The sequence below is a fragment of the Streptomyces sp. NPDC092370 genome (genome assembly GCF_044755265.1).
Taxonomy (GTDB): domain Bacteria; phylum Actinomycetota; class Actinomycetes; order Streptomycetales; family Streptomycetaceae; genus Streptomyces.
The window spans coordinates 98,323-114,806 of the sequence record NZ_JBIVQO010000016.1; the positions used below are offsets into that span (position 1 = coordinate 98,323).

Below are 16,484 nucleotides of genomic sequence, written 5' to 3' on the forward strand. Positions count from 1 at the left end.
CGCACGAGGAGGCGAAGCGTGAACTTGGTTTGACGCGATTTTTGCTCTGAGCAAAGCTGCCGTCGTGGAGGCGCCGCGGCTACTCCTGGAGCGCCGGGAAGCCTGGTCGGCACCTTCAGCCGAGCCTCCAGGAACTCTCATGTCACCGCAGCAGCAGCCGAGCTCACCACATGAGAGCGCCGACGCAGTGTCCTCGGACGGCGACCTTCCCGCATCGGTGCGCGAACCGCTGCGCCCAGCGCCGAGACTTTCGATCCACCCGGGGAGCCAAGCGCGCCTCCGATCACGACTGACGTTGCATCTCGTGGGCGAGCTCGACGTCGACACAGCCGCTGAGCTGCGTGAGTACCTGGCCGTACTCGCTGCCCGCTCGACAGGAGGCCTGCTAGTGCTGGATCTGTCGGGCATCATCTTTTGCGACTCCGCCTGTCTCTACACTCTGCTGGGTATCCGCCAGACCATGCCTCTGGCGGGCATCGAGGTGGTGTACAGACCGGTCAGCCCGGTCGTTCATGCCGCCGCAGGCCGGGCCGGACTGACCGCTCACCTGGGGTTGCGGGACGGTTCGTGAATGGACCGGGCTGTCGGGATCGGACCCGAGGAAACGGGGTTCTGTGGGCGGCCCGAAGCGGCTGTCTCCTCACCGTCGACCGCGCGTATTCCTCGGCGTCCGTGCGGTCATCCCGCAGCCTTCGGACCCAGACGGCCACCGCCTGCGGCGAGGCCGACTCGGCGGCCCCCCACCGATCAGCCGTGTGAACGACCCTGCAGACATTCTGGACGTGGACACCGCCACGCCCTCCACGATCACCTCGCACGCCCCCGGCTACATCGACCGCGACCGTGAGCTGATCGTCGGCCTGCAGACCGACACCCCCCTCAAACGCGCGATCATGCCCAACGGCGGACTGCGCATGGTGGAGAACGGCTTGAAGGCCTACGGCTACGAGGCGGACCCGTTCGTGACGCAGGTCTTCGGGACGTACCGCAAGACCCACAACGACGGCGTCTTCGACGCCTACACCCCGGCCATGCGGGCAGTCCGCAAGGTCGGCATCATCACGGGCCTGCCGGACGCGTACGGCCGCGGACGCATCATCGGCGACTACCGCCGCGTCGCGTTGTACGGCACCGAGCGGCTCGTCGAGGCGAAGCGTGCCGAGCGCGCCCTGCTGGACGCCCGGCCCTCCACCGCGGACGTCATCCGCGACCGCGAGGAGCTGGCCGAGCAGATCCGGGCGCTGGGCGAGCTGACCGAAATGGCCGCGACCTACGGTTGTGACGTCACCCGCCCCGCCGCCACCGCGCACGAGGCGATCCAGTGGCTCTACCTCGGTTTCCTCGCCGCGGTGAAGGAGCAGAACGGCGCGGCGATGTCGCTGGGCCGCACGTCCACCTTCCTGGACGTCTACCTCCAGCGGGACCTGGACGAAGGGCTGCTCGACGAGAGGCGCGCCCAGGAGCTGATCGACGACTTCGTCATCAAGCTGCGCCTCGTGCGCTTCCTGCGTACCCCGGAGTACGACGCGCTCTTCTCCGGCGATCCGACATGGGTGACGGAGTCCATCGGCGGCATCGGAGCCGACGGCCGGCCGCTGGTCACCCGCACCTCCTTCCGGTTCCTGCAGACGCCGTACAACCTCGGCCCCGCCCCGGAACCGAACCTGACCGTGCTGTGGTCGCCGCGCAGGTACGTCCTGGTGCCCGGCTGGACCGACGACGCGGACGCCGTCGACGCCCTCGCCGGGTTCCTCTCCGCCCTGGACTGCGTCGAGCGGGTCGACATCCTGCCGTTCCACAAGCTCGGCGCCGCCAAGTACGACGCGCTGGGCATCCCCTTCCCCCTGCGGGACGCCCCGGTCCCCGACGCGGTGCTTGTGGACCGGGTACGAGGTCAGTTCCGCGCGCGCGGACTCGTGGCCCACTGACGCAGGCGAAAACGGGGCCGACCGGCCCCGGCCCTCGGCCGTCGGGCCTGCGTCGAAGACATCCGGCGCCGTCCCGACTGGCGCACCGTCAGGGGCCGGGCCTCGGCCCGGCCCGGCCCTTGACGGTCGCGGCCCCGGTCCTGTTGCGGATCGGGGTGCTGGCCTTGGCGTTGTTCCCTGGCGCTTCGTTCTGCACCATCTGATGGACGGTGCCGGGTACGACAGTCGGCCGTACGGCGACCGGATCACGCGCGCCCGACGCGGGCGCTCAACGAGGCAGGCGGCGGGCGAAGTTCACGCTTGCCGCGCCGCCAGACGCTCGGGTGGCCACCGGGTGACGGGGCCCTCGCGACGCTTTGCGTCCTCTGAGGTCACGGACGGTGCCGCGCCCTCGTCACACCATCGGCACGGGTGTCGTCGTCCCGCAGTCCCCGACGCCGTCCAGCCACGCCGGCCCCTTGATGTAGATGTTGCTCACCCACGCCCGGTAGTCCGGCAGGTACGACCACACGTCGTTGTCGTAGCCCTCGGCGCTGACCATCTCCGCGTGGATCTGGCACTGCACCCGGATGGTGGTGGAGTACGGGAAGGCGTACACGCGCTCCGCGCCGAGCGAGGGCTTCGCCTTGGTCCACACACCGGTGCCCCAGGTCTGGTGGATGTGACCGGTGACCTGGCCGGTGTTGACGCGGACGGCTCCGAAGTAGCCGTTCATACGGACGTCACTGACCATGAGCCGGGTGCCCGACTCCTTCGCCTCGACCATCTTGCCCGCGCCCAGGTAGATGGCGATGTGGTGCAGGTCCTTCGACGTGCCCCAGGCGAGCAGGTCTCCCGGCAGCAGCGGGGCGAGGCCTTGCGCTGCGGTGAAGCGGGCCGCCGCGCGGTGCGTGTAGTACTGCTGGCTGGCGATGCCGTTGAGGATGTCGGAGCCCGTCGCCTTGGCGTAGGCGTGCCGGACCAGGCCGGAGCAGTCGAAACCGAGCCGCTCGGGGTCGTGCGCGCTGTCCGGGTCGGTCGGGTCGACCTGCCCGTAGGTGGCGCCCGGCTGGGAGCCGTGGCCGCCGCCCCACGTGTACCAGGTGCCGGCCGCCACCTCGGCGCAGGCGGCGGCGATCGCCCGCTCCGCTGCCGGGGAGGCCCCGGGCGCGAGGGCACCGCACGGAGCGGCGGCCGCCCGTGGCGCGGACGCCGGGCCGGGCGCGGCGGCGGCGGACACCGGCGCCCAGAACATGAGGGCCATGAAGGCGATGAGTGTGCGGATGAGACCGGTCCGGCGGACCATGCCAGGACCCCCGTTTCCTGTAGGCGGTGAGGAAGTGGTCGCACAGCAGCCTGCTGGCAGTGCCCCGCGCCCGTCGACATCCCGCCCGTCGACTCCCGCCGACGGGCAACGGGAAACATTTGGGAAACCCCCTGCGAGCAGGAACGCCGCCTCAGTCCCGGCCGTCGCAGGAACCCCCGTCCGAGAGCGGGACCCCCGGAAGGAGTTCGGCGCGTTCGTCGGCGCCGAGGTCCGCGCGCAGCCGGCAGATCTCCGCCAGCCGCGCCCCCGGGTCGAGGTCCCACAGCCGTACGGTGCCGTCCGTGCTGCTGCTGGCGACCGTGCGCCCGTCGGGGGCGAAGGCCACGCTCCACACCGCGTTGGTGTGCCCGGTCAACGTCGCCCACGGACGCCGTTCGACGACGTCCCACAGGCGCACCGTACGGTCGTTGCCGCTGCTGGCGAGCGTACGGCCGTCCGGAGCGAAGGCGATGCCCCGGGTGGAGCCGGTGTGCCCGGTCAGGACGGCCTGCGCGCGGCGCCGGCCCACGTCCCACAGCCGAATGGCGCCGTCGTTGCCGCTGCTGGCCAGGGTCCGCCCGTCCGGGGCGAAGGCGACGCTGCGGACCGCGCCGGTGTGGCCGTTCAGGGTGCCGAGCGGCCGGCGCGCCGACACGTCCCACAGCCGTACGGCCAGGTCGTCGCCGGCGCTCGCCAGGGTCCGGCCGTCGGGGCTGAAAGCGACGCCGTTGACGTAGTCCCGGTGGCCGGTCAGCGTCGCCCGCGGCGTGCGTTCGTCCACGTCCCACAGGCGCACCGTGCGGTCGGCGCCGGCCGAGGCCAGACTCCGGCCGTCGGGCGCGAAGGCGATGGAGAGCACCTGCCCGGTGTGGCCGGTCAGCGTCCTCAGCGAGGAACGGGCGGCCACGTCCCACAGCCGGATCGTGCCGTCGGAGCCCGCCGACGCCAGGGTTCGCCCGTCGGGTGCGAAGGCCACCGAGAAGACCGTCTCCGTGTGGCCCCGAAGCGTCGCCAGCAGCCGCCGCCCGCGCACCTCCCACAGGCGCACGGTGTGGTCGGTGTCGGCGGTGGCCAGCAGCGACCCGTCGGGGCTGTACCGGGCCTGCCACACCTCCGTGAACGGACGTGCCGTCAGCACCGGGCCGCCCAGGTCCCACAGGACGACGGACCGGTCGAACCCGGCGGTGGCCAGCAGGGCGCCGTCGGAGGTCACGGCCGCCCCCATGACGTAGTCGGTGTGACCGGCCAGCACGGCGGTCTGCCGGCCACTGCGGACGTCCCACAGCCGGGTCGTGCCGTCACCGCCCGCACCGATGACGGTGGCGCCGTCGGGCGTGTACGTCACGGCGTTGATGTCGTCACTGCTCCCGGACAGCGTCGCGCTGAGCCGGCGGCCGCGGACGTCCCACAGCCGTACCGTCCGGTCGATGCCGCCGGAGGCCACCTCGCGGCCGTCCGGGGAGAACGCGGCGCCCAGCACCTCGTCGGTGTGCCCCTTCAGCACCGTGACCTGCCCCGCCCGGTCGGTGTCCCACAGCCGCACCGTCCGGTCGGTGCCGGCGGAGACCAGGGCCCGGCCGTCCCGGGCGTACCCGAGGGCGTTGACCGTCCCCGCGTGTCCGGTCAGGGTGGCGGTGATACGTGGGCTGCGCGCGGTGTCCCACACCTCGATCACCCCGCGCGTGGTCGCGACGGCGAGCCTGCCCCCGCGGGGGTCGAAGGCCAGCGTTCGGGCGCCGGCGGTGCCTTCACCGAGCACGGCCGTCCGCCGGGCCCCGGCGACGTCCCACAGACTCACGGGACCGTGTGCCGACGTCGCCGCCAGGAGGCGGCCGTCGGGGCTGAAGGCGATCGAGCGGACCGGACCGCGCACCGCGAACGTGGCGGTCGTACGGCGATCGTGCACCCGGCGCAGCGTCACCGTCCCGTCGGAACTGGCCGTCGCCAGGGACCGGTTGCCCGGCGCGAAGGCCACCGCGTTGACCGGGCCCCGGTGGCCGCCCAGCCTTCCGGAGAACGGCTGTGACTGTGTGCTCAGCAACGCGCCGCGCGCCTCGGTGGTGGCGTGGGCCCGGTAGGCCTCCCCGGCCAGCAGCATCGACGCCTCCGGCTGGCCCCCGGCGAGCGACGCGGACCGTACGGCGAGGGCCTGGGAGCGGGCTACACGTTCCTGGTCGAGGGCGCTCTCGCGCTGCTGGTAGGCGAGAGCCCCGGCGGTCAGGGCGAGCCCCAGCAGTACGACGAGGGTGGCCAGCATGGACTGCCGCAGCCGGACCTGGCGTCTGGTCTGCCGCTCCAGCACCTCCCGCTCGGCCAGGCTCGCCCTGAGGAACGCCTCCTCGCCGGGACTGAGCCGGCTCCATCCGTCCAGCTCGTCGGCCCAGGAACGCACGGTGTTCAGCCGGGTGCCGCGGTACAGGGCGGACGGATCGCGGCCTTCGCGCTCCCACTCCGCGGCGGCGTGCGCCAGCTGCTGGTGGAGCAGCAGTCCGGCACGGTCGGCGTGGATCCAGTCGCGCAACCGTGGCCAGGCGTGGAGGAGGGCCTCGTGGGTGATCTCGACGGTGTCGCTGTCCATCGTGATGAGCCGGGCCCGTGTGAAGGCGTCGAGCGCTGCGGCCGCGCCGTCCGCGTCGGTGAGCTGCTCCATCAGCGCCGCCCGGCTCATCCGGCGGCGGGTCGCCCCGGCCCCGTCCGCGACGTACACCAGGCGGGACAGGACACGGCGGAGCGTCTTCTGCTCGGCCGGATACAGCCTGGCGAAGACGTTCTCCGCGGTGCGTGCGATCGCGCCCTGGATCCCGCCGGCCCGCTCGTACCCGGCGACGGTCAGCGCGGAGCCCTCACGCCGCTGCCAGGTGGCCAGCAGGGCGTGGGAGACGAGGGGGAGGGCGCCCGAGGGCGTCTCGTCGGCTCCGGGGCGGGTACCTTCCGCGGTGCCCGGTCCGTCGCGCAGTCCCGCGTCGCGCAGGAGCAGGGGCACGAGACCCGGCTGGAGGGTCAGTCCGGCGAGTTCCGCCGGGCGTGTGATGGATTCCCGCAGCTCCGCCTCGGACATCGGGGGCAGCACGAACAGCCCGTCGGTGCAGACCGGGGCCAGTTCGGGCAGTTCCAGACAGTTGCCGGTGAAGTCGGCCCGCATGCCGAGCACCACCACGGCGGGGCCGTGCCCGCTGCCCTGCGGCGGGGCCGCCGCCAGCGCGCGGAGCACCCGGACGAAGGAGCGCCGCTCGCCCTCGTCCGCGCAGAGCGTGAAGAGCTCCTCGAACTGGTCGACGATCAGCACCGGCCGGCAGGGCGGGGGCCGGCGGTCCCCCGGAGCCGCGGACGAGGCGTCCGTCATGGCGCGTACGGCGTCCAGTACCGCGTCGGGGTTCCGCCGGGCTTCCTCGACGGTGACGCCGAGATCCCCGCCCACCGCTTTCGCGGTGCGCTCCAGCAGCTCGTCCAGGGGCCGCGAGGTGGGCGTGAACGTCACCACCGGCCACCGGTCGGCGCCCGGCATCGGGAAGTCGCCGCGCCGCAGGGCGGGCACCAGTCCCGCGTTGAGCAGCGACGACTTGCCCGCGCCCGAGGGAGCGACCAATAACAGGGGGCCGCCGCCCACCCGTTCGAAGACCCGTTCCACCAGGGTGGCCGTCGCGCGTTCCCGGCCGAAGAACCACTCCGCGTCCTGCGGGGTGAACGCCGACAGGCCGCGATAGGGACACGCTCCGTCGGTCTCACGTCCGGTGAGCGCGGCCTCGGGGGCGTCCCCGCCGTCGGCGGGCGGTCTCTCCCGGACGAGTCTGAGCAACTCTCCGTCCGCGCCGAGCGCTTGGTCGCAGAGGCGGGCGACATCGAGGGTCGCCCGCTTCGTCCCGGTCTCGATCTTGCTGAGGTAGCCCTTGCTGTAGTGCGTCTGCCGTGCCAGCTCGGTCAGCGACAGGCCGCGGGCCTGTCGAAGTCGTCGCAGTTGTGCGGGGAAGGAGTGCGTGGTCAGCGCGTCCCGGTCCCGCCCGTTCCGGTCGTCGGTGTCATGCCCGTGCTGCGGGTCTCCCACGGTGTCCCCCATGGCAGTGCGTCCGTGAGACGGCGGATGTCCAGGCTACTGCGGGGGTGCTCAGGGCAGCCAACCTTTCCCCGGTGTGGCGAAAACGCGAACGTCCGGAACCGCGGGGCGGTTCCGGACGTTCTGTGTCGCTCGCTGAGCCGGATCAGGTCAGGTCAGGAAGGCCCCGCAGGCGTTCCCGTTCACCCACCGGTGCCCGCTGATGGCGTCATTCACCACGGTGCCGTCGCTGAACCGGTCGTCGGTCAGGACGTCGGCGTACCGCTCGCCCGGGGCGAGGCAGACGTTCGCGCCGATGTAGTTGGATTTGTCGTAGAACGCCACGTGGCCGAAGGCCCCGGCGTAGGCGCGGTTCATCACGGAGGAGGCCCGGTTGTCGGCGGCCGGGCCCCAGTCTCCGCTGTACGGGACGGGCAGCGGGGTGCCCGCGCAGTCCTGCTCGTCCCAAGCGTACAACCGCCCGTCGGGCACACCCCACTTGTCGGCGCAGCCCGGCCCGGCGACGGGGTGCTGCGCCGCCTGCGCGGCCGCGGGGGCGGCGAGGCCGAGCGCGGTGAGACCCAGCACGGCCGCCGTGACGGTGATCTTGCGCATGGTGTTCCCCCTGGTTGTGAGGACGGGGCACCGGAAGGGCGGGGCGGCCCGCGCAGCCGCGGGCCGCCCGTTCCTCACCGGTGCGCGGATCAGGTCAGGAAGGCCCCGCAGGCGCTCCTGGCCACCCAACGGTGCGAGGTGATGTTGTCGTTCACGATGACGCCGTTGTTGAACCGGTTGTCGGTCAGGTTGTCGGCGTACAGCTCGCCCGGCGCCAGACAGGCGTGGCCGCCGGTGTAGTTGTCGTTCTGGTAGAAGGCGACGTGGTCCAGGCCGCCCGTGTAACCGCGGTTCATGACGGAGGTGGCCTTGTCGTTGGCCGCGGTACCCCAGTTGCTGCTGTTGCCCTGTGTGGCGATCAGCAGGGTGCCCCCGCAGTCCAGGTCCTGCCAGGCGTACATGTAACCGTTGCGCGGTCCCCACTTGCTGTTGCAGCCGGGGCCGGGAACGGCGCTCTCGGCCGCCTGCGCGGTGGCGGGTACGGCGAGGCCCAGGGCGGCGAGCCCCAGGACCGCTGCGGTGACGCGGATCTTGCGCATGCTGTTTTCCTCGTTTCCTGTCACTGTCGGTGTGTTGCCGGTCGTGCGGAGGTGCGGGTACGGGTACGCCGGGCCGGCGGCCCGGCGTTCGGCACCGCACCGGTGAGCGGTGTCCGCTCCGGAGCGCGGAGTGGTCAGTGGCGCTCCGGGACGATGCGCACCGCCCGGTCGTAGGCCTGCCGACCGAGGTGCCGGTAGGTGTCGATGTCCTTGCCGTACCGGTCACGCAGGCGGTCCAGGTAGTACGTCTCCCGGGCCGTGACCACGGCCCTCAGGGAGGTGTGCCGGGCACAGGTGGCGTCCGCGACGGCGATCCTCCGCTCGGCTGCGAACGCCTCGTCCGAACGGGTGGGTCCCAGTCGGCCGGTGTTGACTCGGGCGGCGTCACGGGCGGCCTGGGGATCCCGGTAGGGCTGTCCAGCCCGCTTCATGCACCGCGACCATGACCGGACCGCGGAGCTGAGCTGGCGGTCCCTCATGAGCTGTTCGCCGTAGAGGGCGTTGAGGCTCGTGACGACCTTGCCGGTGCGGAACCACGCGGCCGGATCGCCGTACAGTCTGCGCTCGGCCTCTTCCATGCAGCCGCCCAGGCGCTTGCGGATCTCCCCGCCGCCGGGCAGGGTCACCGTGAGCACGCGCGTGTCCGCGCCGCCGTCCAGCGCGGCGTCGAAGGCTGCGCGCCGGTCGGCGGAGAGGCTCTGCCGGTAGGTGCCGACGGGGTTGCGCGCACGGAGGGCCTGGCCCTTCGTCTCGATCCGGCCGCCGTACCCGTGGGTGCGGGCCCACGCCACATCGTCCTGAACGAAGCGCACCGGCCGGCTCTCGTCGAGTGTCAGACCGCGGTCCTCCCAGAAGGTGAAGCCACGGCGGTTCATGCACTGCTTGGTCAGACGCTGCTGTGCGTCGGCGACGCGCAGTTCCTGCTGCCAGGTCAGCGCCGCGGGACGCGAACGCGGTTTCTGCGCACGGTCGTCGTCGTCACCGCCACCGGCGCACCCGGTCGTGACGGCCGCGGTGGCCGCCACCGTCGCACAGATCGACACCAGTACCCGTCGCATGGACACCGCCCCCCTTCACCGCCGCCGGCTGACGGATCCAGAGTTGCCCCGCCGCGGGCCGAGGTCGACGGGTTTCCCGTTGCCCACCCGCCCTGCGACCGGGAAACCGGGGATGAGCAGGGGGGACGCGGGGGTGAAGGCAACGCGGGGGACGGGGCGGGGAGAGGGGCGGGAGGGGCGCCCCGTATGACCACGTCGTCCGCCTTCACCCCGTGCAGCGGCGACTCGCGGTCCTCGACGGCCCGCTCGATCCACCGCCGCCGCACCTGGGCGCAGGCGTCGTGGACGGCGGTCCCGACGCCGGCCATGGTCGCCGAGCCGCCGTGCGGCGAGGTCGGCGGGTAGAGGGAGTCGCCGAGCCGGAAGGTGACCGTACGCATGGTCAGCCCGACGGCGCCGGCCGCGACGGGTCTGGAGGGTAGGTGCTCGGCCCCATATTGCTGGTGGCCGCCTCGACCACAGCGGTGCGGGCGAAGCGGCGTGACCCAGCGGATGCCCTTCTCGCTGCGGATGCGGGCGCGTACCTTGCGATGTGTGGCGAGTACGTCGGGACGGCGGGGTTGACGTTGCCCGCGAGAGCTGCGGGGGCCTGGTGGGGGAGGGGGAGGGGGAAGGAAGCGCTGGTGCCGCCTCCGGGGCAAACCTGCGGTGTCCCCCGGGTACGGGCAGGCCAGTCGGGGATGAATGCAACCGCCCCGGAGGCTGAGGTCCGCACGGGTCGTCCGCGCCCGTCATTCCGACGTGGACTGATCTCCGCGGGACGGGCTTCATCTCGCGGCGTCCAGGGCTGCGTAGACGAGCTTGAGGTAGTGGTGCGTGCGCTCCGAGCCCAGGATCCCGTCGCCAAGCCGGTTCATCGTGTACGTGAACGTGATGCGCCGATCGAGGTCCATCATGGCGATGGAACCGCCTCGGCCGACCCAGAAGCAGATCGTTCCGGTGGGCATGTGCGGCATCGTCCTGGAGTCGGCGAGTGCGTAACCGATGCCCCAGCGCACGGGAACGCCCAGAAACAGGTCGGTCCCGTCGGCCTGTACGTCGAAGATCTTGCCCACCGTGTGCGCAGAGAGCAGCCGAAGACCGTTCGCCTCGCCGCCTCGTGAGATGACGGAGAGAGCGCGGGCCATGCCCCGTGCGTTGCCGTGTCCGTTGACGGCTCCGAGTTCGGCGCGGCGCCATTGCGGTGTGTCGACGTGCTCGTCCCGGGCGGGGCTGCCGAAGAGGGTCTTGGCGAAGATGCCCTCGGGATCCGAACCGGCCGGCATGTCGATGATTTGCGAAGGCGGCACCAACGGGGCGATACGGGGCCAGTCGGCTTCCCGCGCGCCGATCTGGACGTCGGCTTCCAACGGCCCCGCGATCTCGGTGTCGACGAACTCCGTCAGCGTAAGGCCACTGACCCGCCGGACGAGCTCGCCCACGAGCTGCCCCTGGGTCTGCAGGTGGTAGCACGAGGCGCTCCCCGGCCTCCACCAGGGCGCCTGTTCGGCCAGTCGGGCGCTCGCCGTCGGCCAGTCGTACAGATCGTCCATGGTGAAGGGCTGCTGCCAGCCGGAGAGCCCCGAGGTGTGCGCCAGGACGTGCCGCACCTCGATGTCCTGCTTGCCGCCGGCGGCGAATTCGGGCCAGTAGTGCGCGACCGGGCGGTGGAGGTCCAGTGCTCCACGGTCGACGAGGACGAGGGCCGCCAGACTGCTGAGGGTCTTGGTGGTCGACCAGAGGCCGACCAACGTGTCCCGGCGCCACGGAACGGTCCTTTCCGTATCGGCGTGACCACCCCACATGTCGACTTCCATGACACCGTCGACGTCGATGGCGATCGACGCCCCCAGCTCCTCGCCGGATTCGAGGTGCGCTGCCAGTGCCGCGCGGACCGGCTCGAACCGGGCCGTAGTCGTTCCTTCGACGGTGACCATGACTTTTCCCCACTGTGGACGGCGTTCGCTCGTCCACTCAACGGGATGACAGGCACACCGGTTCACGTCCGCCGCAGATCGAAGTGATGTCCCGGGGAAGACCCATCGGGCCGCCCGAGGACCGCGCCCCTGCCCGGGTCGGCTCGCTCGCCTTCACCACGGGCCTACGGGACGACTCGGACGTACGGGGCCTCAAGGCCGGGGCGGCCCGCGCGTCGGAAGCTCGGTCCGGCTGAGGCGGAGGTGCAGCGCACGGAGGACGCCACGTGCCAGCACCTCGGACGCAACCTCCCGAGGCAATGAAGAAGACGCTTGGGTCATGTGCCGGGCCGGCGCGGACGCACGGCGAGATGCCCGCCAGGGCGGGCTCGTCCCCGGCCACCCGACGGATGCCCTGCTCCGAAGACCCTGGTGGCTCGTGCCGTCCGCAGAACCTCTCACGCTGAGTGACGACCTGCTAGGGTCCCTCCTGGTGTGCGGGAAGCGGACGACGGGGTCCTCCCCGCTCCGAGCCACCTGCACCGTTCCCCAATCCTGGGCGGACAGGTCATCGCGACAGGGGGTCGTGCTGGCGTCCGGGCAGGGCGGCGCCCCCGCGTCCGGCATGGCGCTCATGGCGCGACAGCCCGGGCCCGGGCAGGTCAGCGGTCTGCGGCCGGAGCGGGTCGCTCACATCTCGATGGGCCATGCGTTGCTGGTCGCAACGCGGTTGGGGGGTGCTGGGTGGCAACGGTGACGCCTGTGGGGGATGAGTTCGACTTCGAGTTGCTGGGTCCGCTGGTGGTACGACGGGCGGGCACGGCGCTTGATCCGGGCCGGCGCAAGCAGCGGTTGCTGCTGATCCGGCTGCTGCTCGCCGACGGCCGCGCCGTCCCTCCCGAGACGCTGTGCGAGGAACTGTGGTCGGAGCAGCCGGGACGAACACCGGGCGGGGCGATGGCCTCCCTGCACGCCCACGTCAGTAAGGTCCGCGCCGTCCTGGAACCCCAGAGACTGCGCGCGCGGAGGGAGTTCGGGGTGCTGGTCACCGAACCCGCCGGCTATGTGCTGCGCGTCCCGCCCGAGAACCGGGACACCGTCCGTTTCGAGCAGGCCGTCGCACAGGCGCACCGACTGCTGGACCGGGGGCGGCCCGACCACGTTCTGCGGGAAGCCGAACGGGCCCTTGCGATGTGGCGCGGAGCCGCGCTCGCCGACGCCACGCACCACCTGTTCGCCGCCCATGAAGCCGCACGTCTGGAGGAACTGCGGCAGACCACCCGGGAGATCCGCACCACCGCCCTTCTCCTGGACGGACGGATACCGGAAGCCGTGGCGTCGGCGCAGGAACTGACGGCGCAGCATCCGCTGCGGGAGACCGGCTGGGCCCTGCTGCTGCGCGCCCTGTACCTGGCCGGCCGGCACCCTGAGGCACTGCAGCGCTACGCGGACCTGCGTCGGCACCTCACCGACGAACTCGGTCTCGACCCCGGCCCCGGGCTGCGGGCCCTGCACGAGGGCATCCTCCGCCACGACCTGCCACCGCTGGCCCCGCCGGGCACGGCCGGCGCTGCGGGCTCGGCGGCCGGCACCGCGGACAGCGGTGGTCCGAGCCGGCCGGCGGGGTCCGAGGCGCTGGGAGATCGGTCCGAGGCGCTGGAGATCCACACCGAAGCAGCACCCTCCGGCGTGCGTCCTGCCGCCGCGGCCCGCGGTGTCACCTCCGGCGGGCAGACCGACGACGCGACGCCCGTCGGCACGACCGCCAGGGCATCCGCCGACTCGGCGGACCCCTCCGGTGCGAGCGGCGACCCTGCCGCGGACGGTGCCGTAAGCGGGTCGCCACGAGTGACGCGCCCGGCGCAGCTGCCGAGTGATCTGCGAGTGTTCGCGGGGCGGGCCGCCGAGGGTGCGTGGCTGTCCGCCGCGAGCGGTGCGCCCGCCCGCCCGGGCCCGGCGGGTGCGCCCGTCATCGTCATCGGCGGCGCTCCCGGGGTGGGCAAGACCACCTTCGCCGTCCACCACGCACACCGCATCGCGTCCTCTTTCCCGGACGGCCAGTTGTTCGTCAATCTGTGCGGCTACCACCCGCACGCACCCGCCGTGGAACCCGGCGACGCCCTGCACGGCTTCCTCACCGCTCTCGGTGTCCCCGCTCCGCGCATCCCCGAGGACACCACCGCCCGCAGCACGTTGTTCCGCAGTCTCCTGGCCGACCAACGGGTCCTGCTCGTCCTGGACAACGCCCGCGACGAGCAACAGGTCCGCCCCCTGCTGCCCGCGGGGACCGGCTGCTTCACCCTGGTCACCAGCCGCAACCAGCTTCCGGGCCTGATCGCGACGGACGGGGCCAGGCCGCTGTCCCTCCCGCTGCCCTCACCGGCCGAGGCCCACGAGACACTGGCGCGGCGACTGGGACCGGAGCGCCTGGCCGCCGAGCCCACCGCCACGGCCGACATCATCCGGTGGTGCGGACGCCTGCCCCTGGCACTCGCCGTGGTCGCCGCCCGCGCGGAACTCGAACCCGCCTTCCCCCTGCACGCCATCGCCGACGACCTGCGCGAGGCCCACGGCGGCCTGGACGCGTTCACCGGCTTCGACACCACCACCGATGTCCGGGCCGTGTTCTCGTGGTCCTACCGGTCCCTCGACGAGCCCGCCGCCCGTCTCTTCCGCCTCCTGGCCGTACACCCCGGACCCGACATCAGCGCCCCGGCCGCCGCCGGCCTTGCCGGACTGTCCCTCCCTCACACACGCGGCCTGCTCGCCGGCCTGACCCGCTCCTGCCTCGTCGAACAACCCCGGCCCGGCCGGTTCGCCCTGCACGACCTGCTGCGCGTCTACGCCACCGAACTCACCCACACCCACGACGACGCCGATGAACGCCACCGTGCCACCCTCCGGGTCCTGGACCACTGCATGTTCACGGCCTATGAAGCCAACCGGCTGTTCAAGCAGGACTCGCTGCCTGAACTCGACCTCGGCTCCCCGAGTCCGGGCGTCACCCCGGAGGATCTCGCCACCGTGGAACAGGCGAACCGGTGGTTCACCGCCGAACACCGGGTGCTGACCGGCCTGCTGCACACCGCCGTCAGCCGGAAGCTGGACCACCACATCACCGGACTGGCCTGGTCGCTGAAGGAATACCTGAACCGCCAGGAATACTGGCCGGAGGCCATCACCGCGCTGTTCCCCGCTCTGGAAGTGGCCCGGCGCCGGGCCGACCGCCTGGAGGAAGGCCGCTGCCTGCGGCACATCGGCAGCATCCACGGCTACCTCGGCCATCAGGAACAGGCCCTGGACCACCTGAGGCGCGCCACCACGCTCTTCGAAGACCTCGACGTGGTCGCCGAACAGGCCCGCGCCCACTACGCCACGGCGTGTGCGCTGTACCTGTTCGGCCGGATCCCCGAGGCCGTGGCGTTCTCCGAGCGGGGACTCGCGCTGTCCCGGGCCACAGGGGACGAGCTGTGGACGGCCGAATGCCTCGTCGAGCTCGCCTGGTTCCATTCCAACCTGGGGCAGCTCGAGAAGGCCCTGGTGCACGGCGAGGAGGCCCTCGCCCTGTTCCAGTGCCTGGACGCCCCCTGGCAGCAGGCTCAGGGCTGGGACGTCCTGGGCTTCATCCTCCGGATGCTCGGCCGGTACGAGGAGTCGGTGGCCACCTACCGGCGGGCGGTGGAGGCGTTCGGGGAACTGGGGGACCACAGGAACGCCGTCGGCGCGCTGATGCGGCTCGGCGACACCCGCCTGGCCATGGGCGAGCGGGAGGCCGCCCGAGCGCACTGGGCCCGCGCGCTCGCCGACGCCGAACAGCGGGCGCTGTCCCGCAGCGCCCAGGAGGCCCGGGACAGGCTCGCCGGCCTCGACACCGAAGCGGACCCCGTTCCCGTCGCGGCGGAGAGGGCCGTCGGCAGCCATAAGGTGCCGACCCCGGCGAGTGGCGATCCTGCGCGCAAGCTCCCTTCCCCGGGGCGGGGTTAGCGGGTCCAAGACGCTGCACCGAGTCGCCGGCGGGGCATCCCCGCCGGCGACCGACTCCGCCTTCCTCCCGTCGCCGGCGCGCATTCCGGGCAGCATCGGCGGGCCCTTGCGGCGGCCGGCCGCACTCCCACCGCAGAGGTGCGGGCCACGGCCACCGCCGAGCCCGCCGCATCCGTCACCGGCGGGAACGACCGGCCGCCGCCGGTTACTTGGCCAGGAAGGCGAGCAGGGCGTCGGTGACCTCCTGGGCATGGGTCCACAGCAGGCCGTGCGGGGCGCCCTCGACGACGACGTACTCGGCCTGCGGAAGCGCCCGGTGGAACGGCTCGGCGGTGGCCTCGATCGGCAGGATGCGGTCGGCGGTGCCGTGCAGGATCAGCGTGGGTACGTCGATCTTGGGAAGGTCGGCGCGGAAGTCGGTGGTCCAGGTCGACACGCACGCCAGGGACGCGTACCAGGAGGCACCTGCGGCGACGTTCCAGCTGTTGCGGACGGCCTCCTCGCTGATCCGGGTACCGAGGTTCTCGTCCAGGTTGTAGAAGTCCTGGTAGAACGCGGTGAAGTAAGCGTATCGGTCGGCGGTGACGGCCTGCTTGATGTCCTCGAAGATACCGCCGTCGACCCCTTCGGGGTTGTCGTCCGTCTTGAGCAGAAACGGCTCCAGGGAGGCGAGGAAGGCGGCCTTGGCGATACGGGCGCAGCCGTAGGTACCCAGGTAGCGGCCGACTTCGCCGGTGCCCATGGAGAAGCCGACGAGAACGGCTTCGCGCAGGTCCAGGGTCTCCAGAACGGTGTTGAGGTCGGCGGCGAAGGTGTCGTAGTCGTAGCCGGTGGTGGGCTGGCTGGACCGGCCGAAGCCGCGCCGGTCGTAGGTGATGACGCGGTAGCCGGCCTGGAGCAGGGCGGCGGACTGCTTCTCCCAGGAGTGGCCGTCGAGCGGGTAGCCGTGGATGAGCACCACCGGCTGCCCGGTGCCGTGGTCCTCGTAGTAGAGGTCGATGGAGGCGGAGTTCTCCTGGCCGACGGTGATGAACGGCATGGTGGTTGCTGCCTTTCGGTGAGTACGCGATTGGTGATGACAGTGGTGGGTGACGGTTACGTCACGGGTGACGGGAGATGGCGGAGCGGGGCGGTCTGCTTGTCACGCCGG

At 72.1% G+C, this 16,484-nt stretch carries 9 protein-coding genes and 3 pseudogenes; 4 read left to right on the forward strand and 8 right to left on the reverse strand.

The genetic code is table 11. The annotated features are described in order from the left end of the window. The first annotated feature begins 304 nt into the window (after positions 1-304). The 3 genes and pseudogenes from ACIQHQ_RS34120 to ACIQHQ_RS34130 all read left to right on the forward strand — a co-directional run. The gene (locus tag ACIQHQ_RS34120) at positions 305-571 is read left to right on the forward strand and encodes an STAS domain-containing protein (protein ID WP_402619673.1); all 267 of its coding nucleotides are present in this window, start codon (positions 305-307) and stop codon (positions 569-571) included. Between the two features lie 10 nt (positions 572-581). After that, positions 582-1,688 (forward strand): annotated as a pseudogene (locus tag ACIQHQ_RS34125) (pyruvate formate lyase family protein); the annotation flags it as partial. Then, a pseudogene (locus ACIQHQ_RS34130) lies at positions 1,689-1,928 on the forward strand (pyruvate formate-lyase 1-activating enzyme); the annotation flags it as partial. Between the two features lie 394 nt (positions 1,929-2,322). Here ACIQHQ_RS34130 and ACIQHQ_RS34135 read toward each other — a convergent pair. From ACIQHQ_RS34135 to ACIQHQ_RS34165, 7 genes and pseudogenes are all read right to left on the reverse strand, one after another. Beyond that, entirely contained in the window at positions 2,323-3,213 is an 891-nt protein-coding gene (locus tag ACIQHQ_RS34135) for a C40 family peptidase (protein ID WP_402619675.1), read from the reverse strand. A 151-nt stretch (positions 3,214-3,364) separates the two neighbouring features. Beyond that, the gene (locus ACIQHQ_RS34140) at positions 3,365-7,267 is read right to left on the reverse strand and encodes a helix-turn-helix domain-containing protein (RefSeq protein WP_402619677.1); all 3,903 of its coding nucleotides are present in this window, start codon (positions 7,265-7,267) and stop codon (positions 3,365-3,367) included. A gap of 147 nt (positions 7,268-7,414) precedes the next feature. After that, positions 7,415-7,858, reverse strand: a complete 444-nt coding sequence (locus ACIQHQ_RS34145; protein ID WP_402619680.1) for a hypothetical protein — start codon at positions 7,856-7,858, stop codon at positions 7,415-7,417. A gap of 89 nt (positions 7,859-7,947) precedes the next feature. After that, a complete protein-coding gene (locus ACIQHQ_RS34150; RefSeq protein ID WP_402619682.1) occupies positions 7,948-8,397 on the reverse strand; it encodes a peptidase inhibitor family I36 protein in 450 nt (149 codons plus the stop codon). A 134-nt stretch (positions 8,398-8,531) separates the two neighbouring features. Further along, positions 8,532-9,455: a hypothetical protein gene (locus ACIQHQ_RS34155; RefSeq protein ID WP_402619685.1), complete on the reverse strand. Its 924-nt coding sequence runs from the start codon at positions 9,453-9,455 to the stop codon at positions 8,532-8,534. A 182-nt stretch (positions 9,456-9,637) separates the two neighbouring features. Further along, positions 9,638-9,921: pseudogene (locus tag ACIQHQ_RS34160) on the reverse strand (molybdopterin cofactor-binding domain-containing protein); the annotation flags it as partial. A 301-nt stretch (positions 9,922-10,222) separates the two neighbouring features. Next, entirely contained in the window at positions 10,223-11,371 is a 1,149-nt protein-coding gene (locus ACIQHQ_RS34165) for a serine hydrolase domain-containing protein (RefSeq protein WP_402619687.1), read from the reverse strand. 741 nt (positions 11,372-12,112) lie between these two features. Between ACIQHQ_RS34165 and ACIQHQ_RS34170 the strand changes: the two genes are divergently transcribed. Further along, on the forward strand, positions 12,113-15,334 hold the full coding sequence (locus tag ACIQHQ_RS34170) for an AfsR/SARP family transcriptional regulator (RefSeq protein WP_402619690.1): 3,222 nt from the start codon (positions 12,113-12,115) through the stop codon (positions 15,332-15,334). A gap of 205 nt (positions 15,335-15,539) precedes the next feature. On the opposite strand, the gene ACIQHQ_RS34175 is transcribed toward ACIQHQ_RS34170, so the two are convergent. Next, positions 15,540-16,373, reverse strand: a complete 834-nt coding sequence (locus tag ACIQHQ_RS34175) for an alpha/beta fold hydrolase (RefSeq protein ID WP_402619693.1) — start codon at positions 16,371-16,373, stop codon at positions 15,540-15,542. Between the last annotated feature and the right edge of the window lie 111 nt (positions 16,374-16,484).